The sequence below is a fragment of the Streptomyces mabaensis genome, from assembly GCF_053763515.1.
The window spans coordinates 129,655-149,589 of sequence record NZ_JBSOPZ010000019.1 but is presented as its reverse complement, the minus strand read 5'-3'; the positions used below and the strand labels follow the sequence as shown (position 1 = coordinate 149,589).

The window sequence follows — 19,935 nt, the reverse complement described above, 5'->3', positions numbered from 1 at the left end:
GCGACGCGACCGTAGGGAGCGCCCTTGACGGTCCGGTCCGGCCCGCCATACTCACAAACCGGGCGGCCCCGGGTTTCCCGTCCACGCCTCGCCCCCGGGCACAGTCACCCCCGGCCCCCGCACCAGCATGTGAGACACCCCCGCGCCCACGGAATGTCAGGCATCACTCCGCTGTTGGTACCTGTCATGCCCGAAACCCCCGAGCCAACCCAGCGAACCGACCACGCCGAGCAGGCCGACGACGGCGGCCAGGCCGCGCCCACCCGCACCACCCGGCTGCCCCTCGCCGTCTACATCCTCGGGCTCTCCGTCTTCGCGCTCGGGACCAGCGAGTTCATGCTCTCCGGGCTGCTGCCGCCCATCGCCGACGACATGGACGTCACCATCCCGCAGGCCGGGCTGCTGATATCCGCCTTCGCGATCGGCATGGTCGTCGGCGCGCCGCTGCTCGCCGTCGCGACCCTCCGGCTCCCCCGCAAGACGACCCTGATCACCCTGATCTCGCTGTTCGGGCTGGGCCAGGTCGCCGGCGCGCTCGCGCCCTCGTACGAGCTGCTCTTCGCCTCCCGCGTGGTCAGCGCCCTGGCGTGTGCCGGGTTCTGGGCGGTGGGGGCGGCGGTCGCCATCGCCATGGTGCCGTTCAACTCCCGCGCCCGCGCGATGGCCGTCATGATCGGCGGCCTGTCCATCGCCAACGTCCTCGGCGTTCCGGCGGGCGCGTTCCTCGGTGAGCACCTGGGCTGGCGTTCGGCGTTCTGGGCAGTCGGCGCGGCCTCCGCCGTCGCCCTGGCCGGCGTGGTCGCACTGATCCCCCGTATCCCGCTCCCGGACCAGAAGCCGCAGCTGAAGCGCGAGCTCACCATCTACCGCGATCCGCAGGTGTGGCTGTCCGTCTGGGTCATCGCGCTCGCCGCGGGCGGCGTGTTCTGCGCGTTCAGCTACTTCGCCCCGCTGCTGACCGATGTCGCCGGCCTGGACTCGGGCTGGGTGCCCACGGTCCTCGCGCTCTTCGGTATCGGCGCGCTCGTGGGTACGACGATCGGCGGCCGGGTCGCCGACGCGCACATGTTCGGGGTGCTCCTGAGCGGCATCACCGCGTCCACGGTGTTCCTGGTCGCCCTCGCCCTCTTCGCGTCGAACCAGTTCGCCGCCATCGCGCTGTCGTTCCTGCTCGGCGTCTCCGCCTTCTACACGGCTCCGGCGCTGAACGCCCGTATGTTCAACGTCGCGGGCGCCGCACCGACCCTCGCCGCGGCCACGACCACGGCGGCCTTCAACCTCGGCAACACCGGCGGCCCCTGGCTCGGCGGCACGGTCATCGACGCGGGCCTCGGATTCGCGTCGACCGCGTGGGCGGGCGCCGCGATGACCGTGGTGGCGATCGGCCTGGCCGCGGTGGCGCTACGCCTCCAGCGCGCCCCCGGGTCGCGGGTCGTCTCGCGGTCCCGGCTGCCGGAAGCCGCCACCGAGCAGGCCCGCATCTGACCTCCCGGGCTCACGGACCCGTGACCGGCGTGTCCGTCGCCGCGCCGTGCGAACTCCCCGGCCGGACGGCCTACGGCGCCGGCCGCCCCTTCGGGCGCCGCAGCCCCGCCTCCGTCAGCCTGCGCACCAGTTCCTTGCTGCCGACCTCCACCGCGCCCGCCCGCACCGCGTCCTCGTACCGGTGCGACGGGATGTCGTAGTGGTCGCGCTCGAACGCGCGCGGCGGGCAGCCGATCGCCGCGGCGAAGGCGTGCAGTTCCTGGTACGAGACATCGCTGACCAGATGGGACCACATGCGGCCGTGCCCCGGCCAGGTCGGCGGGTCGATGTAGAGCGTCACCGGGGCGTCACCGGCCCAGCACCCCACCGAGCGCGCCCACGGACGAGACGACCACGCCCGCCTTGCCGCACACCCAGTGGGGATTGGGGCCCAACTCCGGTTCCACGTCGAGGGCATGGGGGTCGCCCGCCGCGCAGACCGGGCACAGCGGCCACCGGCCGTACTTCTCCAGCAGTGCGTCCTGGACGTCCTGGGCGATCAGTCCGAGTACGTAGTCGACGCCCTCCGGCCACTGCTCGGCCCACCAGCGGCGGTGGGCCACCGAGTCCTCGACCAGGGAGACGACATCCGCCTCCGCGACCCGGCCCGCGACGAGATCGGCCAGAACGAGGGCGCGGGCGGCGTGCAGTGCCTTCTCCAAGCCGGAGGGCGTGGGCGGGGAAGGGTCGGACGGTTCCATGGAGCAATTGTCACCCCACGGATGGGGAGGCGAAGGAAAGGGTTGACGCGTCCGGAATCCTGAAAATATCTTTCAATTGTGACCAATGACGTGAAGGAAAGTTTTACCCCCGCTCCCGCCGCCCTCGCGGCCAAGGTGCGTACCCTCGCGCCGTCCATGACCCGCTCCATGCAGCGCGTCGCCGAAGCCGTGGCCGGCGACCCGGCGGGCTGCGCGGCCCTCACCGTCACCGGTCTCGCGGAACTCACCGGCACCAGCGAGGCCACCGTGGTCCGTACCGCCCGCATCCTGGGCTACCCCGGCTACCGCGACCTGCGCCTCGCGCTCGCCGGCCTCGCCGCGCAGCAGCAGTCCGGCCGGGGCCCGTCCGTCACCGCGGACATCGCGGTGGACGACCCGATCGCCGATGTCGTCGCCAAGCTCGCGCACGACGAGCAGCAGACCCTCGCCGACACGGCGGCCGGCCTGGACACCACCCAGCTCGGCGCCGCCGTCGCCGCGCTCGCGGCCGCCCGCCGGATCGACATCTACGGCGTCGGCGCGTCCTCCCTCGTCGGCATGGACCTGGCCCAGAAGCTGCTGCGCATCGGCCTGATCGCGCACGCGCACGCCGACCCGCACCTGGCCGTCACCAATGCCGTGCAGCTGCGTTCCGGTGACGTCGCCGTCGCCATCACCCACTCCGGCTCCACCGGCGACGTCATAGAACCGCTGCGCGCCGCCTTCGAGCACGGGGCGACGACCATCGCCCTCACCGGCCGCCCGGACGGCCCGGTGTCGCAGTACGCCGACCACGTACTCACCACGTCCACCGCCCGGGAGAGCGAGCTGCGCCCGGCCGCGATGTCCAGCCGGACCAGCCAACTCCTGGTGGTGGACTGCCTGTTCATCGGCGTCGCGCAGCGTACGTACGAGACGGCCGCCCCGGCGCTGGCCGCCTCCTACGAGGCACTGGCCCACCGCCACAGCCCCCGTACCAGCCGCTGAGCCCCCAGGGTTCCGGCCGAACCACCCGAACCACCCGAACCACCCGAACCACCCGGCTGACCACCGGCTGAACCAGGAAGCGGAGAGCCGCCCCCCATGACCTCGACCTCCGGCACCGACCCAACCGACGACGCTGCCGCGGCTCTGCGCGCCCAGCTCGCCACCCTGACCACCGAGGCCTTCCGGCCCGAACTCGCCGAGATCGACCGGATGTCCACCCTCGACATCGCGCGGACGATGAACGCGGAGGACGCCACCGTCCCCGCCGCCGTCGCCGCGCAGCTTCCGCGCCTCGCCGCCGCGATCGACGCCACCGCCGCCCGGATGGCCCGCGGCGGCCGCCTGATCTACGCCGGCGCCGGCACCGCCGGGCGCCTCGGCGTCCTGGACGCCAGCGAGTGCCCGCCCACCTTCAACACCGACCCGAGCGAGGTGCTCGGCCTGATCGCGGGCGGGCCGACGGCCATGGTCACCGCGGTCGAGGGCGCCGAAGACAGCAAGGAGCTGGCCGCCGGCGACCTGGACGCGCTCGGCCTGACCCCGGACGACACGGTGGTCGGCATCTCCGCCTCCGGCCGCACCCCGTACGCGATCGGCGCGGTCGAGCACGCCCGCGGGGAAGGCGCGCTGACCATCGGCCTGTCCTGCAACGCGGACAGCGCGCTGGCCGCGGCCGCCGAACACGGCATCGAGGTCGTCGTCGGCCCCGAGCTGCTCACCGGCTCGACCCGCCTCAAAGCGGGCACGGCGCAGAAGCTCGTCCTCAACATGATCTCGACCGTCACGATGATCCGGCTCGGCAAGACGTACGGGAATCTGATGGTCGACGTCCGCGCCTCCAACGCGAAGCTGCGCGCCCGCTCCCGGCGCATCGTCGCGCTCGCGACGGACGCGCCGGACGAGGACGTCGAGGCGGCGCTCGCTGCGACGGAGGGCGAGGTGAAGCAGGCGATCCTGGTCCTCCTCGCCGGCGTGGACGCCCGAACGGCCGCGGAGCTCCTGGCGAAGAGCGGCGGTCACCTGCGCGCCGCGCTGCGCAACGCGGATACCGCCTGAACAAACTGGCACCTATGCCAACAGACACCCCCAAAGAATCCCCAAACAGGAACCGGGCCACCGCCGCCGCGCTCCTCCCCCTCGTCGGCGGCGCGGCGAACGTCGCCTCCGTCGCCCATTGCATGACCCGCCTGCGCCTCGGGCTGTACGACCGCTCGCTGGTCCGGCACCAGGCGCTGACCGACCTGCCGGCCGTACTGGGGGTGGTCGAGGACGGCGACACGTACCAGATCGTGCTCGGCCCGGGTACGGTCGCGCGCGTCACCCCTGAGTTCGAAGCGCTGGTGGCCGCGGGCGCGGCGTCGGCGACGGCGTCGGCGTCGGCTGTGGGGGCGGCCTCGGGCCCGGTGGCTTCCGGCCCGGTGACGGACGGCCCGCCGACCGCGGGCCCGGTGACCGCCGAGGCCCTCGCCGAGCGGGGGGCCGCACTCAGGGCGGCCCGGCGCACGAGCAACGCCACCCCGCTCAAGCTCCTCCTGCGCCGGCTGGCGAACATCTTCGTCCCGCTGATCCCGGCCCTCATCGGCTGCGGCATCATCGCCGGGCTCGGCGGCCTGCTCAGAAACCTCGGCGCCGCCCCCGCCCTGGTCCCGGCTCTCACCGCCCTCGCGTCCGGGTTCATGTCCCTGATCGCGGTCTTCGTCGGCTATCTCACGGCGAAGGAGTTCGGCGGGACGCCCATCCTGGGCGGCGCGGTCGCCGCGATCATCGTCTTCCCGGGCGTCGCGCACATCGACGCGTTCGGCCGGCACCTCTCCCCCGGCCAGGGCGGCGTCCTGGGTGCCATGGCCGCGGCCCTGCTCGCCGTGTACGTCGAGCGGTCGTGCCGGCGCTGGGTCCCCGAGGCCGTGGACGTCCTCGTCACCCCGACCCTCACGGTCCTCGTGACCGGTCTGATCACCGTCTTCGGCCTGATGTTCGTCGCCGGGGAGGTCTCCACCGCGATCGGCGGGTTCGCGAACTGGCTGCTGGCCAACGGCGGTGCGGCCGCGGGCTTCGTCCTCGGCGGACTGTTCCTCCCGCTTGTGATGCTGGGGCTCCATCAGGCCCTGATCCCGATCCACACCACGCTGATCGAGCAGCAGGGGTTCACGGTCCTGCTCCCCATCCTCGCGATGGCGGGCGCGGGCCAGGTCGGCGCGGCCGCGGCGGTCTACGTCCGCCTCCGGAACAACACCTCAATCCGTACGACGATCAGATCGGCGCTCCCGGCCGGCTTCCTGGGCGTCGGCGAGCCCCTCATCTACGGCGTCTCCCTCCCCCTGGGCCGCCCCTTCGTCACCGCGTGCGTCGGCGGCGCGTTCGGCGGCGGCTGCGTGGGACTGCTCCACCAACTGGGCGAAACGGTCGGCGCGACGGCGATCGGCCCGTCCGGCTGGGCCCTGTTCCCGCTGCTCGCGGGCGGCGGCCAGGGCATGGGCACGACGCTCGCGGTCTACGCGGGCGGCCTGCTGACGGGGTACGCGGCGGGGTTCGTGGCGACGTACTTCTTCGGCTTCAGCAAGCGGATGCTGGCCGAGCTGAACGCGGCTGGGGCTACAACCCCGTCTCCGGAGACGCAACGGTCAGCGGTCTGACCACTGGCGGCAGCCGGTGGACGGCCGTCTGAGTCACGTGGAGTCGCCCTCCGGCGTATCCCACGCCCCCGCCATTACGTCCGGCTCAGCGAGATCATCGAGCAGCCCCTCCTCCAGCATCTCCATGAACGCGCGCCGCAGGGCCAACGCCTCATCCGGCGGCAGCTCGCTCATGCCACTACCCAGGAGCGGATCTCGGCAGCCGTGGTGCGCACGTCGAGCCCATCGGCAACCCGGAGGACCAGGGCGATGGCCTGCTTGTCCTCCACGTTGATCTGCTGGCCGCTCAAAGCCATGTACGAGAGGGCAACCACAGTGGCGAAGTGCTCGTTGCCGAACTCAAGGGCTGGAACACGCACCAGTTGGTGCAGAAGCGCCGCTGCGCGATGGTGGGGCTCCGCATAAACCGGGACGTCTATCACCACATCGGCATGCCGTGCGACAGCCGCCGCAAGTGAGCCGTAGTCAGTGATGTCCGGGTCGGACGCAAGATACTGGGCAGCGATGTCGAGGAGCCAGGCCCGGTCGATGTGCAGGATCACGCGGCTTCGGCCCGATCATTGCGCTTCTTGACCGGGTAAGGCCCGAATGCCTCTTCAAAGGACGCCGCAAACCTCTCGGAGAAGTGCGCGGCATACGCCAGGAACCGGTTGCGCTGCTCATTCACGTCGTCGGCGAGGAGCGCGCGGGCGTAGTCGGCCGGTGCCATGTGAGCCCCGGCCGCTCGCTTCTCGAGCTCGGCGTACAGATCGTCATCGATGCGGATGTTGAGCTGCTTCATGAAGCAAAGGTAGCGGCCGCTACGGGTCCTACGCAATGAGAACCGCGCACCCCACGTCATGAGGCGCCCCTGTCCGTCGCACCGGTAGCGGTACGCAGAAAGCGCACCAGGTCGTCCACGCCATACCCGAGCCTCGAACCACGCTCGGCGGCCATCAGGAGCAGCTGGCCCACGATCTCGGCGCCCCATCCGTCGGTGCCGTCCTCGCTCCACTCCCAGAGCTTCTCGATGCCGAGGTCGGTCATGAGCAGCCCGTGCTCGGCCCTGATCTCGGCGCACAGATCCGCGACCGCCTCCAGCAGCGTCGCCCCGCGCCGCTCGCACTTCAGGCCGAAGTAGTCAAAATCCTGCACCGTGCAGCCCTCAGGAGGACGAGCCTTGATCGCGTCGTACCGGGCGTCGTCGAAGGCCGGGTACTCCGCGACCGGACAATGGATCAGGTTGAAGCGCTGCCAACCGGGCGGTGGCGGCGGATCGGGCCGATAGGCGGTGAGCCCGAACGCCTCATGCGCGAGCGCCCCCGCCTCGTCGTACGTTTCGGCCCGCACGGTGACGGACCTGGTCCCGTCGTCGCCGACGGCGGTCCACTGGCCAGTTGCCTCATCACGGTCGAACCGGATCGAAAGTCCCATGTCTCCCAACTTGCCACGCGCCACTGACAACGCCCCCGCGCTCACGGCAGCCGGCGCTCGCGGTTCAGCTCCGTCACCCGCGCCCGCAGCACCGCGCCCGGCGGGGCCGGCAGCACCGAGTCGGGCGGGCAGTCCCACTCGACGCCGCCGCCGGGCGGGCGCAGTTGGACGTACGCCCCCTCCTGGCCCATGACCTGGCCGATCCGCCCGTCCCGGCCATCGATGGCGTACGAGCCGCGCTGCGGAATCACGGCCGCCGTCCTTCCAGTACGGCCACGAGCCGGCGCGCCGTTGCCAGGTTGCAGCGGCCCAGGTCGATGAGCGGCGCGGGTTCGTGGCCCGCGCTGGACACCGGCTCGATCCGCAGCGAGGGCAGGGGGATCCCCACCGCCGCCAGCCCGGCCCGCAGCCGCTCGGTGGCGTCCTCCGCCGCCCGCACCCTCTCGGTCATCGCCATCACCCTCCACGCTGGGTAGTTGATTCGCGTACACAGCGTGTCCAGTCCGGGCTAACCTGGCCAGGGGGACGCGTCCAACAACCCCACCCGATGGACCGAGAGTGGGGAGCTGCCGTGCCGGGACCCAGGAAGCTAGACCCCTCCTCCTCACCCCGCGCCCTCCTCGGCGCGGAACTGCGCCACAAGCGCGAGAAGGCAGGCCTGACCCAGGACGAACTGGGCCAGCCCCTGTTCGTCAGCGGCTCGTTCATCGGACAGCTGGAGTCCGGCACGCGGCGCATGCAGCCGGAGTACGCCCGACAGATAGACGAACTCCTGGGTACGGACGGTTTCTTCACCCGCAACTGCAAGGCGGCGACGAAGTCGAAGTACCCGGACCACTTCGCGGAAGCGGCGGAGGCGGAGGCGGTCGCGCAGACCATCAAGGAGTACGCACCGCTACTGATCCCGGGTCTGTTGCAGACGGAGGCGTACGCGCGTGCCATGTTCCGCGCAGGGCGGCCGACCGCACCCGAGGAGGTCATCGACGAGCTGGTGGCCGCCAGGCTGGAACGGGCACGGCTCCTCGACGATCCAACAACCCCCTTGTTGTGGGCGGTACTCGACGAGGCGGTGCTGCGTCGGACAGTGGGCGGCCCGCTCGTGATGGCGGAAGCGCTGCGGTACATCGCGTCGCTGGCCCGACGTCACCGGATCATCGTCCAGGCACTGCCGTTCGCGGCCGGGGCGCACATGGCGCTCGGCGGCGGCCTCAAGTTAATGACCTTCACCGACGCGCCCCCGCTGGCGTACCTTGAGGGCCTGGGAACAGGGCGGTTGCTGGACGATCCAACATCGGTGGCCCACTACGAGCTGTCTTACGATCTTGTCGTGGCCGGCGCATTGTCACCGGAAGCGTCCCTGGCCCTGATCGAGTCGGTGGCGGAGGATTACGCGCATGACGAGCACTGAGTACGACCTGGACACCGCCCACTGGTACAAGTCCAGCTACAGCGACGCCAGCGGCGGTAACTGCGTCGAGGTCGCCGGCAACCTCCCCCACGTCGTCCCCGTACGCGACTCAAAGGCCCAGCTCGGCCCGGCGCTCGTGTTCCGGGCCGGGGCCTGGTCGTCCTTCGTCTCCGCCGTCAAGAACGGGCAGCTCACGGCCCCCTGATCCGGCCCGGGGCTCAAGCCCCGGAGTCCGAGCCCTCTTCAGCGGAATGAGCGGTGGGCACTACCCACCCACCCGCCCAACTCCCGCGCATATCAGCACCGATGACTTTCCGTGACCCGCTTGCCACAAAGCGTTGCGGCGGTCTAGCGTGCCCGCATAACGAACAGCCCCCGCCTGGTGCGGCAAACACCTGCGGGGGCTTGACCAACACGATCGAATCGAGCTCGATCCCATGGCTGCAGACCAGCTTAGTGCTGCCTCGCACGCGTCCGCACACCCCCTCGCCGATCCGGGTTACGGAAAGCGGAACGCCCCCGACCAACACCCCGCCCGCGCCGACGACTTCGCGCACCGCCCCCGCCGGCAGGCGGCCATCGCCGCGTACACCGACCGGCTTCCCGAGGGCGCGGAACCGCGTTCACGACCGGCCACGTCCCCCAAGAGCAGCCGTCCCCTCCCCGACAGGAGCCGCCGCCGCGGACCTGGGCGTACGACGTCCTCGCCTCGCTCGGCCGCACCGCACCGGGCCATGCCCATCTCGGCGGCGGACTGCCCTGCCGGAAAGGGCCACCACCGGCCCCGACCGTCGGCCTAACCCCGGCCGAAGTCGACGCCCACGCCACCCGCATCCGCGCGGCAGCGTTCCGCATGCCTGAAAGGACTCGCACATGACGATTCAGCACGCACCCCCGCTAGCCGGGGCACCATGGAGGGGAGGAGGCGACGCCATGACCCCCAGCACCGCCGAGCACCCGCAGATGACCGTCGAGGACTTCGAGCAGCTCGCCAGGACGGCCCCCGAGACGGTGACGCTCGAATTCATCAACGGAAAGCTTGAGGTCAAGCCCGTGCCGGATGGCGACCACGGAGAGATCATCATGTGGCTGCAGCGGCAGTGCATGCAGCAGCGCCCAGAGTTGGGGCTGTACTCGGAACAGGGGTTGAAGGTCGAGTCCTACCGAAGGGGCCGGGCCCGGCCGGACGGCTCTCTTGCCCCCATCGGCCACTTTGCCGGCCAAGGCGAGTGGGCCGACCCGGACGGCGTACTCATGGCCGTGGAGGTCACCTCCCACGACCCCGACACCGACCGCCGCGACCGCAACGAGAAGCGCGACGGATACGCCGCAGCCGGAATCCCCGTCTATCTCCTCATCGACCGCGACGAAGACACTCTGACCGTCTTCAGCGAGCCGAAGGGCGGAAAGTACCAGCAGCACCCGTCGTACACGTACGGCGCCACGGTCACGCTCCCCGACCCCGTCGGCATCCCCCTCGACACCGAGAAGCTCAAGGACTACACCCGCTGAGCGCGCTCGATGAGAGGGCCAGCCCCGGCCGTCCAGCCTCGTGACGCCACAGGGGCGGCACCCCCTGGGAGGAGGGTGCCGCCCCTGCGTTCGTGCTCAGGACCGGTGATCAACCGTCAGGTCGATCAGAAGTCCATGTCACCGCCCGGCATGCCGCCGCCCGCGGGGGCACCGGCCTTCTCGGGCTTGTCGGCGATGACGGCCTCGGTGGTGAGGAAGAGCGCGGCGATGGAGGCCGCGTTCTGCAGCGCGGAGCGCGTGACCTTCGCCGGGTCGATGATGCCCTCGGCGATCATGTCGACGTACTCGCCGGTCGCGGCGTTCAGGCCGTGGCCGACCGTGAGGTTGCGGACCTTCTCCACGACGACGCCACCCTCGAGACCACCGTTGACGGCGATCTGCTTGAGCGGGGCCTCCAGGGCCAGACGCACGGCGTTGGCGCCGGTCGCCTCGTCGCCCTCGAGCTCGAGCTTCTCGAACACCGCGGAAGCCTGGAGCAGGGCCACGCCACCACCGGCGACGATGCCCTCCTCGACGGCGGCCTTGGCGTTGCGCACCGCGTCCTCGATGCGGTGCTTGCGCTCCTTGAGCTCGACCTCGGTCGCGGCACCGGCCTTGATGACGGCCACGCCGCCGGCCAGCTTCGCGAGGCGCTCCTGGAGCTTCTCGCGGTCGTAGTCCGAGTCGGAGTTCTCGATCTCGGCGCGGATCTGGTTGACGCGACCGGCAACCTGGTCGCTCTCACCGGCACCGTCGACGATCGTCGTCTCGTCCTTGGTGATGACGACCTTGCGGGCGCGGCCGAGCAGCTCCAGGCCGGCGTTCTCGAGCTTGAGACCGACCTCCTCGGAGATGACCGTGCCACCGGTGAGGATGGCGATGTCGTTGAGCATCGCCTTGCGGCGGTCACCGAAGCCAGGGGCCTTGACGGCCACGGACTTGAAGGTGCCACGGATCTTGTTGACGACCAGGGTCGACAGGGCCTCGCCCTCGACGTCCTCGGCGATGATCAGCAGCGGCTTGCCGGACTGCATGACCTTCTCGAGGAGCGGCAGCAGGTCCTTGACCGAGCCGATCTTCGAGTTGACGATCAGGATGTACGGGTCGTCGAGCGACGCCTCCATACGCTCCATGTCGGTGGCGAAGTACGCCGAGATGTAGCCCTTGTCGAAGCGCATACCCTCGGTGAGCTCAAGCTCCAGACCGAAGGTCTGGGACTCCTCGACGGTGATGACGCCTTCCTTGCCGACCTTGTCCATCGCCTCGGCGATGAGCTCGCCGATCTGGGTGTCGGCGGCGGAGATGGAGGCGGTCGAAGCGATCTGCTCCTTGGTCTCCACGTCCTTGGCCTGCTCCAGCAGCGCACCGGAGACGGCCTCGACGGCCTTCTCGATGCCGCGCTTGAGGGCCATCGGGTTGGCGCCGGCGGCGACGTTGCGCAGGCCCTCGCGGACGAGCGCCTGGGCGAGGACGGTCGCGGTGGTCGTACCGTCACCGGCGACGTCGTCCGTCTTCTTGGCGACTTCCTTGACCAGCTCGGCGCCGATCTTCTCGTACGGGTCCTCGAGCTCGATCTCCTTGGCGATGGAAACACCATCGTTGGTGATCGTGGGGGCGCCCCACTTCTTCTCGAGGACGACGTTGCGGCCCTTGGGGCCAAGGGTGACCTTGACGGCGTCGGCGAGCTGGTTCATCCCGCGCTCGAGACCGCGCCGTGCCTCCTCGTCGAACGCGATGATCTTGGCCATGTGAAGTGGTCCTCCCGGACTGGGGTGGATTGCTCCGGACCGCGTGGCGCCCGCGACGGACGGCCAGCCTGCCTGGCGGATCCTTGCCCCGCCGGGCCTGCGGGCCTCACCGACCCGGTCCTTCTTGTCACTCTCACTCGGAGAGTGCTAACGCAATGATTAGCACTCGACCCAGGAGAGTGCAAGCGACTCTCACAGTCCGGAGGCGCGCCCTGGGGCGCGTCCCGGACGCACGAGGGGCCCGTATCCCTGGTGGGATACGGGCCCCTCGGCGTGAGTTGCGTCGGTGGCCGATCGCGCCGAGATCAGACGGCGAGCTTGACCATGTCCGCCTGCGGACCCTTCTGGCCCTGCGAGATCTCGAACTCGACTCGCTGACCTTCTTCCAGGGTGCGGTAGCCGTCCATCTGGATCGCGCTGTAGTGGACGAAAACATCCGCACCACCGTCGACCGCGATGAAGCCGTACCCCTTCTCCGCGTTGAACCACTTGACGGTGCCCTGAGCCATGCCTAACTCCCCTATTACTGGCCCTTGCACAGACCCGCACTTCGCGGACCCGGGTCTGACCTCGCCGTAACGCGTCGACCGCGGCTGAATGTATCTGCACATGCGCTGTCTGCAACAGGTCAATCCGACGAGAATTCTGGGCATGACTGAACGCATAAATGCGATGAATTCCCCGGATTCCAGGGCAAGTCGGGCCGGACATAGGGGAACCTATGCCGCAAGAACCTCGGACTCTTTGACCTCACCTTGACGCGTTCTCATATGCACGTGGCATGAACAGCGCCCGGGACTTCCCCAACTGTACCCCGCTCAACCATGCAGAATTGCCCCCTCCGCTTCTATCGCGGAGGGGGCAATGGAGGTAACTCTGCGGTGCGGTCGGCCGGCCGCGATCAGCCGCGATCAGCCGCCGGCGACGGCCGGAATGATCGACACGCCGGCACCCTCGGGGGTCGCCGTCGCGAGGCCGCCCTCGAAGCGGACGTCGTCGTCGTTGACGTACACGTTCACGAAGCGGCGCAGCTTGCCCTGGTCGTCCAGCACGCGCGCGGCAATGCCCGGGTGGTTCTTCTCCAGGGACTCGATGACCTCGGCGAGGGTCGCGCCCTCCGCCGGGACCTCGGCCTTACCGCCCGTGTAGGTGCGGAGGATGGTCGGGATACGGACGTTGACGCTCATGCGGTGCTGCCTTCCGGGATGGTTGGTGGTCAGGCCAGGCCGGCGGCGCGGAACGCGTCCAGGCTCGGGCGGATCGTCGCGGTCGGTCCGGTGGTCGGCGCGACAGCGTCCAGGGTCTTGAGGCCGTCACCCGTGTTGAGAACGACCGTGGTGAGAGTGGGGTCGAGAACACCGTTCTCGATCAGCTTCTTGGTGACGCCGACAGTCACGCCGCCCGCGGTCTCCGCGAAGATGCCCTCCGTCTGCGCCAGCAGCTTGATGGCCTCGACGACCTGCGTGTCGTCGACGTCCTCGACCGCGCCGCCGGTGCGGCGGGCGATGTCCAGGACGTACGGGCCGTCGGCCGGGTTGCCGATGGCGAGCGACTTGGCGATCGTGTTCGGCTTGACCGGGCGGACCACGTCGTGGCCGGCCTTGAAGGCGGCGGAGACGGGCGAGCAGCCCTCGGCCTGGGCGCCGAAGATCTTGTACGGCTTGTCCTCGACGAGGCCCAGCGCGATGAGCTCCTTGAGCCCCTTGTCGATCTTCGTGAGCTGCGAACCGGAGGCGATCGGGATCACGAGCTGGTCGGGCAGCTGCCAGCCGAGCTGTTCGCAGATCTCGTACGCCAGGGTCTTGGAGCCCTCGCCGTAGTACGGGCGCAGGTTGACGTTGACGAAGCCCCAGCCCTCGCCCAGCGGGTCGCCGATGAGCTCGGAGCAGAAGCGGTTGACGTCGTCGTAGTTGCCCTCGATGCCGACCAGGTCACCGCCGTACACCGCGGCCATGACGACCTTGCCGGCCTCCAGGTCGTGCGGGATGAACACGCAGGAGCGGAAGCCGGAACGGGCGGCGGCGGCGCCGACGGCGCCGGCCAGGTTGCCCGTGGAGGAGCAGGACAGGGTGGTGAAGCCGAAGGCGCGGGCGGCCTCGACGGCGATCGCGACGACACGGTCCTTGAAGGAGTGCGTCGGGTTGCCGGAGTCGTCCTTGACGTACAGGCCGCCGGTCACGCCCAGCTCGCGGGCGAGGTTGTCGGCCTTGACGAGCTTGGTGAAGCCGGGGTTGAGGTTCGGCTTTCCGGCCACGTCGGCGGGCACGGGCAGCAGCGGCGCGTAGCGCCAGATGTTGTCCGGCCCGGCCTCGATCTGCTTGCGCAGGGCCTCGGGGTCGCCGCTCGGAAGTTCGTACGCCACTTCGAGCGGCCCGAAACAGGACGAGCAGGCGAAAATGGGTCCGAGGTCGAAACGCTCACCGCATTCGCGGCAGGAGAGGGCTACAGCGGGCCCGAGGTCGACAGCGTTCGCGGAGTTCACAGCGTCCGCGGAGTCCGCGGAACCGGTGGTGCTTGCAACAGTCTGCACAGCCATGGAGGCGAGGCCCTTTCTCCTCATCTTCCCCGTGGCGCACTTCGCCACGAGACGGAATTGGCACCTTCCCTAGCCGGGAGCCTCGCGTCTGATACGGCGAGACCGGCTGGAGGGTTGCCGGGGCTTCAACGGGCCGTTTCCCTCTGCCCCTCTGGATGAGCGGTATGGCACCGGGCACGGGCCCGGGCATTTGTGTACGAGACGACCCCCGGCATGCGACGGTCGTCCGCGTTGTTCAAGACTGTAACCGACGGCCCGGACACTTGAGATAGTCGTCCGAACCGCGAGATGGATCACCAGGATGACCCGACCCGGGAGACACGCACGTGCTGGAAGAGGTGGAACGCTGGCTGAGCAGGCGTTCCTGGTCCGCGGCCGACCGCCCGCTCGACGGGCTCGTCGCGGCCAAGCGCGGCACCACGGTGAGCGTGGTGCTGCCGGCGCTCGATGAGCAGGACACGGTGGGCGAGATCGTCGCCGTGATCCGCCGCGAGCTGATGGAGGCCGTCCCGCTCGTCGACGAGCTGGTGGTCGTCGACTCCGGCTCGACCGACCGTACGGCGGAGGTCGCGGCGGCGGCCGGCGCGCGTGTCGTACACCGCGACGCGATCCTGCCGCGGCTGCCCGCGGTGCCCGGCAAGGGCGAGGTGCTGTGGCGCTCGCTGCTGGTGACGAGCGGCGACATCGTCTGCTTCGTCGACGCCGACCTGAAGGACTTCTCCGCGGACTTCGTGTCCGGCATCGTCGGCCCGCTGCTCACCGAGCCCGACGTGCAGTTCGTCAAGGCGATGTACGACCGGCCGCTGGCCGGCACGCCGGGGCAGGGCGGGCGGGTGACCGAGCTGGTGGCCCGGCCACTGCTGAACCTCCACTGGCCGCAGCTGGCCGGGTTCGTGCAGCCGCTGGGCGGCGAGTACGCGGCCCGGCGCGGGCTGCTGGAGCGGCTGCCCTTCCCGGTCGGGTACGGCGTGGAGCTGGGGCTGCTCGTGGACGCGCTGCACACGGTGGGGCTGGACGCGCTGGCGCAGGTCGACGTCGGGGTGCGCGTACACCGGCACCAGGACGGGCAGGCGCTCGGCCGAATGGCCGCGGCGATCTACCGGACCGCGCAACTGCGGCTGTCCCGGGGACATCTGGTGCGGCCGGCGCTCACCCAGTTCGAGCGGGGCGAGGACGGGTTCGTACCGCGGACCCACGCGGTGGACACGCAGGAGCGTCCGCCGATGCGGGAGATCCGGGAGTACGCGGCGCGGCGGGCGGCGTGAGGGAGCGCGCGTGGGGTGTGCGTGCGGTGTGAGCGCAGGGGGCGCGCGGCGGTGTGGCGCAAAGGGGCGGGGTAAGTGACCCCTTCCGTACGTTTGAGCGTTTCCGAGACGGGCTAGGTTCGCGTCATGGCTTCCCAGCTCGGTGCCCAGGTCCTGGTCGCGTCCAACCGCGGCCCCGTGTCGTACGCGCTCGGGGAGGACGGCGTGCTCACCGCCCGGCGCGGTGGGGGCGGGCTGGTCTCCGGCCTGTCGTCCATCGGCCCGGAGACCGAGGCGGTGTGGGTCTGCGCGGCGCTCGGCGACGGCGACCGGGAGGCGGCGCGGCGTACCGGCGGGGACCTCGACCCGGCGGAGACGGGTGGACAGCGCGTCCGGATGCTGGACATCGACCCGGACATCTACGCCGCCGCGTACAACGGCGTCGCCAACTCCACGCTCTGGTTCGTCCACCATCTGCTGTACCAGACGCCGCTGGAGCCGTCTTTCGGGGCGGAGTTCCGGGCGCAGTGGGCGTGGTACGAGGCGTACAACATGGCCTTCGCGGACACGCTCGCCGACGAGGCGGGTAAGGGCGCGGCGGTCCTGGTGCAGGACTACCACCTCGCCCTGGTGCCCGGGATGCTCCGCGAGCGGCGCCCCGACCTGCGGATCGGGCACTTCTCGCACACGCCGTGGGCGCCGGTGTCGTACTTCCGGATGCTGCCGGACGACATCGCCGAGAAGCTGCTGCTCGGCATCCTGGGCGCGGACAGGGCGGCGTTCCTGACCCACCGGTGGGCGCAGGCGTTCATGGGCTGCGCGCAGCAGGTGCTCGGCGAGGACTGCCTGACCCAGTGGCCGAAGGACGACACGCCGAGCCTGGTGTCGTTCGCGCCGGGGCGGGCGGCGCACAAGACGTGGATCGGCGTGTACGGGCTGGGCGCGGACGCCGACTTCCTGCGTGAGCGGGCGCACCGGCCGGACGTGGACGAGCGGCTCGCGGCGCTGCGCGAGCAGATCGGCCCGGACCGCAGGACGATCGTCCGCGTCGACCGGACGGAGCTGTCGAAGAACATCGTGCGCGGGCTGCAGGCCTACCGGCAGCTGCTGGTGGACCGACCGGAGTGGCGGGAGCGGGTGGTGCACGTCGCCTTCGCGTACCCGTCCCGGCAGGACCTGGCGGTGTACCGCGCGTACACGGCGGAGGTCCAGCGCCTGACGGACGAGATCAACGCGGAGTTCGGCACGGACGGCTGGTCCCCGGTGATCCTGCACGTCAAGGACGACTTCGCCCGCTCGCTGGCCGCGTACCGGCTGGCGGACGTGGCCCTGGTCAACCCGATCCGCGACGGCATGAACCTGGTCGCGAAGGAGGTCCCGGTCGTCTCGGACGAGGGCTGCGCGCTGGTGCTGTCGCGGGAGGCGGGGGCGTTCGAGGAACTGGGCGAGGAGGCGATCGTCGTCAACCCGTACGACGTCATGGGCACGGCGCAGGCGCTCCACGAGGCGCTGACGATGCCGGCGTCGGAACGAGCGGAACGCACCAAGCGCCTGGCAGCGGCGGCAACGGCGCTCCCGCCCCAGCAGTGGTTCCTGAACCAGCTCCAGGCCCTGACGGACTAGGGCCTGTCCGGGGGCACGAAGCCGCCGCCGTGTGGGTCAGGTTGCCGGGGGTGAGGGGAGGGCGCCGGCCAGGGTGGCCAGGAAGTCCACCACCGCCGGCGGGCCCGGAACCAGGAGGTCCGCTCGGTCCGCCAGTTCCGGGACTTCTCCGCTGCCGCTGCACACCAGCAGGCCCGGCACGCCGTCCGAGCGGAGCTTCTCCACCGCCGCGAACGCGGCGAGGTCGCCCAGGTCGTCGCCCGCGTACAGGACGGCCTCCGCGTCCACCTCGCGCACGTACTCCGCGAGCGCCACGCCCTTGTCCATGCCCGGGGGGCGCAGTTCCAGAACCGCGCGGCCCGGTTCCAGGATCAGGCCGTGGCGGTTGGCGAGGACCGCGAGAGGCTCCCGCAGCGCCTCGAACGCCGCCTGGGGGTCGGACGCGCGGCGGGTGTGCACCGCGACCGCCTGGCCCTTCTCCTCGATCCAGGTGCCGCGCCAGGCGCCGATCGACTCCAGGAAGCCGGGCAGCTCGGCCCGCGCCGCGGCCACGCCGGGGTGCGGGGCGGGCGCGCGGACCGTACCGCTGACGGCGTCCCAGCGTTCGGCGCCGTAGTGGCCGAGGATCACGAGGTGTTCGAGACCCGGTACGCCCGCGAAGCCGCCGTACCGGACCGCGACGCCCGCCGGCCGGCCGGTGATCACGGCGACGGACCCGACGCGCGGCGCGAGCGCGGCGATCGCCGGGACCGCGCCGGGGTGGGCGCGGGCCTGTTCCGGGTCGGGGACGATCTCGGCGAGCGTGCCGTCGAAGTCGAGGGCGACGACGGTACGCCGCGGCTGACGCAGCAGTGCGTCGAGGCCCTCCCGCCCGGCAGCGGTGACGGGGGTCGGCAGGGTGTGCGGTTGGCTGCCCATGCATACGACCCTACCGGCGGCGGCCCACGTCCTCACACGCTTCCGGAATCCGTCAGCGGCGCTCTCGTTGCGCGGCCCTGATGCGGCGGAGCCGGTTGACCGTCACCGGGTCGTGGGCCAGCGCCCGCGGATCGTCGAGGAGCGCGTTGAGCAACTGGTAGTAGCGGGTGGGCGAGATGCCCAGCTGCTCCCTGATCGCCCGCTCCTTCGCACCGGGACCGGGCCACGCGCGGTGCTCGACGGCGAGCACGGCCCGGTCGCGCTCGGAGAGGCCCTCGTCAGTCATATGACCAACATAATCTGCCGCGGGGTCGCGATTCGGCGCTGCGGCGCTATTCGGCGCTCTCCGCCGCTTCCGCCTCCTGGCTGAGCGACGTCAGCACGCTCTCCGGGCTGCCGTTGGGCGTGACCGCCTTGCCGATCCGCTCCTTGACCTGCTCGCTGACCTGCGCCCAGGACTTCTTGCCCACCGGGTAGAGCTTCGAGGTCGCCAGCCCCGCGAGGAACTTCTTCGCGTCGTCGTTGCCGGTAGCGCTCGACATCGCGCGTGCGCCGCTCGTGGTGACGGGCAGCAGACCGTACTCGTTGCTGAAGGCGCTGACGTTCCGCTCCTCGTAGACGAAGTCGAGGAACTTGCCGGCCGCGGTCCGGTTGCCGGTCTTCTTGAACGCCATCATCCAGTCGGCGACACCCAGCACCGGCTGCTCGTTGTTCCTGACGCCGGGCATCGGCACCATGCCGAACCGCACGCCCTTCCCGGCGGCCTGCTTCAGCAGCGTCGGGTGGCCGTTGAGCATGCCGACCTCGCCGCGCGAGAACGCGTCGAACGCGTCCTGCCGGTTGAGCTTCCCCGGCGGCACCGGGCCGGTGAGGCCCTCGCCGACGAGGTCGTTCTTGAGCCAGGTGAGGGTCCGGATGTTCTCGGGGGAGTCGATGGCGTACGCGTCGTCCTGATCGGTGTAGCCGCCGCCTCCGCTGAGCAGCCACGTCATCGTCTCGGCCTGGGCCTCCTCCTTGCCGAGCGGCAGGGCGAAGGGGTACTCCGCGACACCCCGCAGCTTCCGCGCGGCCTGCTGGAGCTCGTCCCAGGTACTCGGCGGTCCCTGGATCCCGGCCTGGTCGAACAGCTCCGTGTTGTAGAAGAGCAGCCGGGTGCTGGCGACGAACGGCATGCCGTACTGCACGCGCTTGACCTCTCCGGCTTCGGCCAGCGGCGGCAGGAAGTCCGCCTGGGTGGCGACGGAGAGCAGTTCGTCCGCGCTGTAGAGCTTGCCGGCCGCGGCGTAGTCGGCGTACGCGCCGATCTGGGCGATGTCGGGGGCGTCGCCGGCCTTGACCAGCGCGGCCACCTTGGCGTCCACCTGCTCCCAGGAGTAGACGCTGATGTCGACGTCGATGCCGGGGTTCTTGGCCTCGAACGCCTCGGAGAGCTGCTTCCAGTACGCCTTGGAACTGTTGCCGGGGTGGTCCCCGTAGTCCGCCGCGACCATCGTGAGGGTGACGTCCTCCTCGCTGCTGCCGAGGCCGCCGCAGCCGGCCAGAGTGGCTGTCATGCCCAGTACGGCCCCTGCCGCGGTCAGACCCAAGAAACGGCGCTGCACAGCCCAATCCCACCCTTAGTTCGCCAAGCCACTCCCCTTGTGACTTTCCGCAGTCGTCGGCTCGCATCCTCACTCACGCGCCGCCCTGGGTCTACACCAATGGCGGTA

Annotated in this window: 24 protein-coding genes and 1 riboswitch; of the genes, 9 read left to right on the top strand and 15 right to left on the bottom strand. The window is 70.6% G+C overall.

What is annotated here, in order from left to right; genetic code table 11:
* The first annotated feature begins 276 nt into the window (after nt 1–276).
* The gene (locus tag ACWV17_RS19150; RefSeq protein ID WP_455360694.1) at nt 277–1,485 is read left to right on the top strand and encodes a Cmx/CmrA family chloramphenicol efflux MFS transporter; all 1,209 of its coding nucleotides are present in this window, start codon (nt 277–279) and stop codon (nt 1,483–1,485) included.
* A 70-nt stretch (nt 1,486–1,555) separates the two neighbouring features.
* Here ACWV17_RS19150 and ACWV17_RS19145 read toward each other — a convergent pair whose 3' ends face one another.
* Together ACWV17_RS19145 and ACWV17_RS19140 are read right to left on the bottom strand one after the other, a co-directional pair.
* A complete protein-coding gene (locus ACWV17_RS19145) occupies nt 1,556–1,825 on the bottom strand; it encodes a DUF4031 domain-containing protein (RefSeq protein WP_455360692.1) in 270 nt (89 codons plus the stop codon).
* Nucleotides 1,826–1,832: 7 nt separating this feature from the next.
* Nucleotides 1,833–2,225 carry a hypothetical protein gene (locus tag ACWV17_RS19140; protein WP_455351069.1) on the bottom strand — a complete coding sequence of 131 codons (393 nt, stop codon included), beginning with the start codon at nt 2,223–2,225 and terminating at the stop codon, nt 1,833–1,835.
* Nucleotides 2,226–2,303: 78 nt separating this feature from the next.
* On the opposite strand from ACWV17_RS19140, the gene ACWV17_RS19135 reads away from it, so the two are divergent.
* The 3 genes from ACWV17_RS19135 (at nt 2,304) to ACWV17_RS19125 (ending at nt 5,845) form a co-directional block, all read left to right on the top strand.
* Nucleotides 2,304–3,212 (top strand): MurR/RpiR family transcriptional regulator, encoded by a 909-nt coding sequence (locus ACWV17_RS19135; RefSeq protein ID WP_455360691.1) that lies wholly within the window; start codon nt 2,304–2,306, stop codon nt 3,210–3,212.
* 96 nt (nt 3,213–3,308) lie between these two features.
* Entirely contained in the window at nt 3,309–4,268 is a 960-nt protein-coding gene (gene murQ, locus ACWV17_RS19130; RefSeq protein ID WP_455351067.1) for an N-acetylmuramic acid 6-phosphate etherase, read from the top strand.
* A gap of 14 nt (nt 4,269–4,282) precedes the next feature.
* Nucleotides 4,283–5,845, top strand: a complete 1,563-nt coding sequence (locus ACWV17_RS19125; RefSeq protein ID WP_455360690.1) for a PTS transporter subunit EIIC — start codon at nt 4,283–4,285, stop codon at nt 5,843–5,845.
* A 33-nt stretch (nt 5,846–5,878) separates the two neighbouring features.
* Here ACWV17_RS19125 and ACWV17_RS19120 read toward each other — a convergent pair whose 3' ends face one another.
* From ACWV17_RS19120 to ACWV17_RS19095, 6 genes are read right to left on the bottom strand one after another with little or no spacing between them, the layout of a single operon-like run.
* Complete coding sequence (locus ACWV17_RS19120; protein WP_455360689.1) at nt 5,879–6,019, bottom strand: hypothetical protein; 141 nt, start codon at nt 6,017–6,019, stop codon at nt 5,879–5,881.
* Nucleotides 6,016–6,387 (bottom strand): fic family toxin-antitoxin system, toxin component, encoded by a 372-nt coding sequence (locus tag ACWV17_RS19115; protein WP_455360688.1) that lies wholly within the window; start codon nt 6,385–6,387, stop codon nt 6,016–6,018. The genes ACWV17_RS19120 and ACWV17_RS19115 overlap by 4 nt, the downstream gene beginning before the upstream one ends.
* The gene (locus ACWV17_RS19110; RefSeq protein ID WP_455360687.1) at nt 6,384–6,626 is read right to left on the bottom strand and encodes a hypothetical protein; all 243 of its coding nucleotides are present in this window, start codon (nt 6,624–6,626) and stop codon (nt 6,384–6,386) included. The genes ACWV17_RS19115 and ACWV17_RS19110 overlap by 4 nt, the downstream gene beginning before the upstream one ends.
* A 56-nt stretch (nt 6,627–6,682) precedes the next feature.
* Complete coding sequence (locus ACWV17_RS19105) at nt 6,683–7,258, bottom strand: hypothetical protein (protein ID WP_455360686.1); 576 nt, start codon at nt 7,256–7,258, stop codon at nt 6,683–6,685.
* A gap of 41 nt (nt 7,259–7,299) precedes the next feature.
* Nucleotides 7,300–7,509: a hypothetical protein gene (locus tag ACWV17_RS19100; protein ID WP_455360695.1), complete on the bottom strand. Its 210-nt coding sequence runs from the start codon at nt 7,507–7,509 to the stop codon at nt 7,300–7,302.
* Complete coding sequence (locus tag ACWV17_RS19095) at nt 7,506–7,709, bottom strand: hypothetical protein (RefSeq protein WP_455360685.1); 204 nt, start codon at nt 7,707–7,709, stop codon at nt 7,506–7,508. Before ACWV17_RS19095 ends, ACWV17_RS19100 begins: the two co-directional genes overlap by 4 nt.
* Nucleotides 7,710–7,829: 120 nt before the next feature.
* Here ACWV17_RS19095 and ACWV17_RS19090 point away from each other — a divergent pair, with 120 nt between their 5' ends.
* The 3 genes from ACWV17_RS19090 to ACWV17_RS19080 all read left to right on the top strand — a co-directional run bounded on the left by ACWV17_RS19090 (nt 7,830) and on the right by ACWV17_RS19080 (nt 10,178).
* On the top strand, nt 7,830–8,666 hold the full coding sequence (locus tag ACWV17_RS19090; RefSeq protein ID WP_455360684.1) for a helix-turn-helix domain-containing protein: 837 nt from the start codon (nt 7,830–7,832) through the stop codon (nt 8,664–8,666).
* Nucleotides 8,653–8,871 carry a DUF397 domain-containing protein gene (locus ACWV17_RS19085; protein WP_455360683.1) on the top strand — a complete coding sequence of 73 codons (219 nt, stop codon included), beginning with the start codon at nt 8,653–8,655 and terminating at the stop codon, nt 8,869–8,871. The genes ACWV17_RS19090 and ACWV17_RS19085 overlap by 14 nt, the downstream gene beginning before the upstream one ends.
* Before the next feature lie 728 nt (nt 8,872–9,599).
* The gene (locus ACWV17_RS19080) at nt 9,600–10,178 is read left to right on the top strand and encodes a Uma2 family endonuclease (protein ID WP_455360682.1); all 579 of its coding nucleotides are present in this window, start codon (nt 9,600–9,602) and stop codon (nt 10,176–10,178) included.
* A 125-nt stretch (nt 10,179–10,303) separates the two neighbouring features.
* On the opposite strand, the gene groL is transcribed toward ACWV17_RS19080, so the two are convergent.
* The 4 genes from groL to thrC form a co-directional block, all read right to left on the bottom strand.
* Nucleotides 10,304–11,926: a chaperonin GroEL gene (gene groL / locus ACWV17_RS19075; RefSeq protein ID WP_455351057.1), complete on the bottom strand. Its 1,623-nt coding sequence runs from the start codon at nt 11,924–11,926 to the stop codon at nt 10,304–10,306.
* Between the two features lie 305 nt (nt 11,927–12,231).
* On the bottom strand, nt 12,232–12,435 hold the full coding sequence (locus ACWV17_RS19070; RefSeq protein WP_005315736.1) for a cold-shock protein: 204 nt from the start codon (nt 12,433–12,435) through the stop codon (nt 12,232–12,234).
* 402 nt (nt 12,436–12,837) lie between these two features.
* The gene (locus tag ACWV17_RS19065; RefSeq protein WP_366071860.1) at nt 12,838–13,113 is read right to left on the bottom strand and encodes a MoaD/ThiS family protein; all 276 of its coding nucleotides are present in this window, start codon (nt 13,111–13,113) and stop codon (nt 12,838–12,840) included.
* 29 nt (nt 13,114–13,142) lie between these two features.
* Nucleotides 13,143–14,462, bottom strand: coding sequence for a threonine synthase (gene thrC, locus ACWV17_RS19060; protein ID WP_455360681.1), 1,320 nt, complete (start codon nt 14,460–14,462; stop codon nt 13,143–13,145).
* Nucleotides 14,463–14,479: 17 nt separating this feature from the next.
* A riboswitch (SAM riboswitch) is annotated at nt 14,480–14,624 on the bottom strand.
* Between the two features lie 164 nt (nt 14,625–14,788).
* Between thrC and ACWV17_RS19055 the strand changes: the two genes are divergently transcribed.
* Nucleotides 14,789–15,727, top strand: coding sequence for a glucosyl-3-phosphoglycerate synthase (locus tag ACWV17_RS19055; RefSeq protein ID WP_455360680.1), 939 nt, complete (start codon nt 14,789–14,791; stop codon nt 15,725–15,727).
* 126 nt (nt 15,728–15,853) lie between these two features.
* A complete protein-coding gene (locus ACWV17_RS19050) occupies nt 15,854–17,329 on the top strand; it encodes an alpha,alpha-trehalose-phosphate synthase (UDP-forming) (protein WP_455360679.1) in 1,476 nt (491 codons plus the stop codon).
* A gap of 36 nt (nt 17,330–17,365) precedes the next feature.
* On the opposite strand, the gene otsB is transcribed toward ACWV17_RS19050, so the two are convergent.
* From otsB to ACWV17_RS19035, 3 genes are read right to left on the bottom strand one after another with little or no spacing between them, the layout of a single operon-like run.
* Complete coding sequence (gene otsB, locus ACWV17_RS19045) at nt 17,366–18,226, bottom strand: trehalose-phosphatase (RefSeq protein WP_455360678.1); 861 nt, start codon at nt 18,224–18,226, stop codon at nt 17,366–17,368.
* 52 nt (nt 18,227–18,278) lie between these two features.
* On the bottom strand, nt 18,279–18,512 hold the full coding sequence (locus tag ACWV17_RS19040; protein ID WP_455351052.1) for a DUF3263 domain-containing protein: 234 nt from the start codon (nt 18,510–18,512) through the stop codon (nt 18,279–18,281).
* A gap of 46 nt (nt 18,513–18,558) precedes the next feature.
* Nucleotides 18,559–19,779, bottom strand: a complete 1,221-nt coding sequence (locus ACWV17_RS19035) for an extracellular solute-binding protein (RefSeq protein WP_455351051.1) — start codon at nt 19,777–19,779, stop codon at nt 18,559–18,561.
* Nucleotides 19,780–19,935 lie beyond the last annotated feature (156 nt).

Bases quoted from the DNA above. Each gene is read 5' to 3' on its own strand.
- ACWV17_RS19140 (WP_455351069.1), bottom strand. From the start codon at position 2,225: ATGGAACCGTCCGACCCTTCCCCGCCCACGCCCTCCGGCTTGGAGAAG.
- murQ (WP_455351067.1), top strand. From the start codon at position 3,309: ATGACCTCGACCTCCGGCACCGACCCAACCGACGACGCTGCCGCGGCT.
- ACWV17_RS19125 (WP_455360690.1), top strand. From the start codon at position 4,283: ATGCCAACAGACACCCCCAAAGAATCCCCAAACAGGAACCGGGCCACC.
- ACWV17_RS19120 (WP_455360689.1), bottom strand. From the start codon at position 6,019: ATGAGCGAGCTGCCGCCGGATGAGGCGTTGGCCCTGCGGCGCGCGTTC.
- ACWV17_RS19110 (WP_455360687.1), bottom strand. From the start codon at position 6,626: ATGAAGCAGCTCAACATCCGCATCGATGACGATCTGTACGCCGAGCTC.
- ACWV17_RS19105 (WP_455360686.1), bottom strand. From the start codon at position 7,258: ATGGGACTTTCGATCCGGTTCGACCGTGATGAGGCAACTGGCCAGTGG.
- ACWV17_RS19095 (WP_455360685.1), bottom strand. From the start codon at position 7,709: ATGACCGAGAGGGTGCGGGCGGCGGAGGACGCCACCGAGCGGCTGCGG.
- ACWV17_RS19085 (WP_455360683.1), top strand. From the start codon at position 8,653: ATGACGAGCACTGAGTACGACCTGGACACCGCCCACTGGTACAAGTCC.
- ACWV17_RS19080 (WP_455360682.1), top strand. From the start codon at position 9,600: ATGACCCCCAGCACCGCCGAGCACCCGCAGATGACCGTCGAGGACTTC.
- groL (WP_455351057.1), bottom strand. From the start codon at position 11,926: ATGGCCAAGATCATCGCGTTCGACGAGGAGGCACGGCGCGGTCTCGAG.
- ACWV17_RS19070 (WP_005315736.1), bottom strand. From the start codon at position 12,435: ATGGCTCAGGGCACCGTCAAGTGGTTCAACGCGGAGAAGGGGTACGGC.
- ACWV17_RS19065 (WP_366071860.1), bottom strand. From the start codon at position 13,113: ATGAGCGTCAACGTCCGTATCCCGACCATCCTCCGCACCTACACGGGC.
- thrC (WP_455360681.1), bottom strand. From the start codon at position 14,462: ATGGCTGTGCAGACTGTTGCAAGCACCACCGGTTCCGCGGACTCCGCG.
- ACWV17_RS19050 (WP_455360679.1), top strand. From the start codon at position 15,854: ATGGCTTCCCAGCTCGGTGCCCAGGTCCTGGTCGCGTCCAACCGCGGC.
- otsB (WP_455360678.1), bottom strand. From the start codon at position 18,226: ATGGGCAGCCAACCGCACACCCTGCCGACCCCCGTCACCGCTGCCGGG.
- ACWV17_RS19040 (WP_455351052.1), bottom strand. From the start codon at position 18,512: ATGACTGACGAGGGCCTCTCCGAGCGCGACCGGGCCGTGCTCGCCGTC.
- ACWV17_RS19035 (WP_455351051.1), bottom strand. From the start codon at position 19,779: ATGACAGCCACTCTGGCCGGCTGCGGCGGCCTCGGCAGCAGCGAGGAG.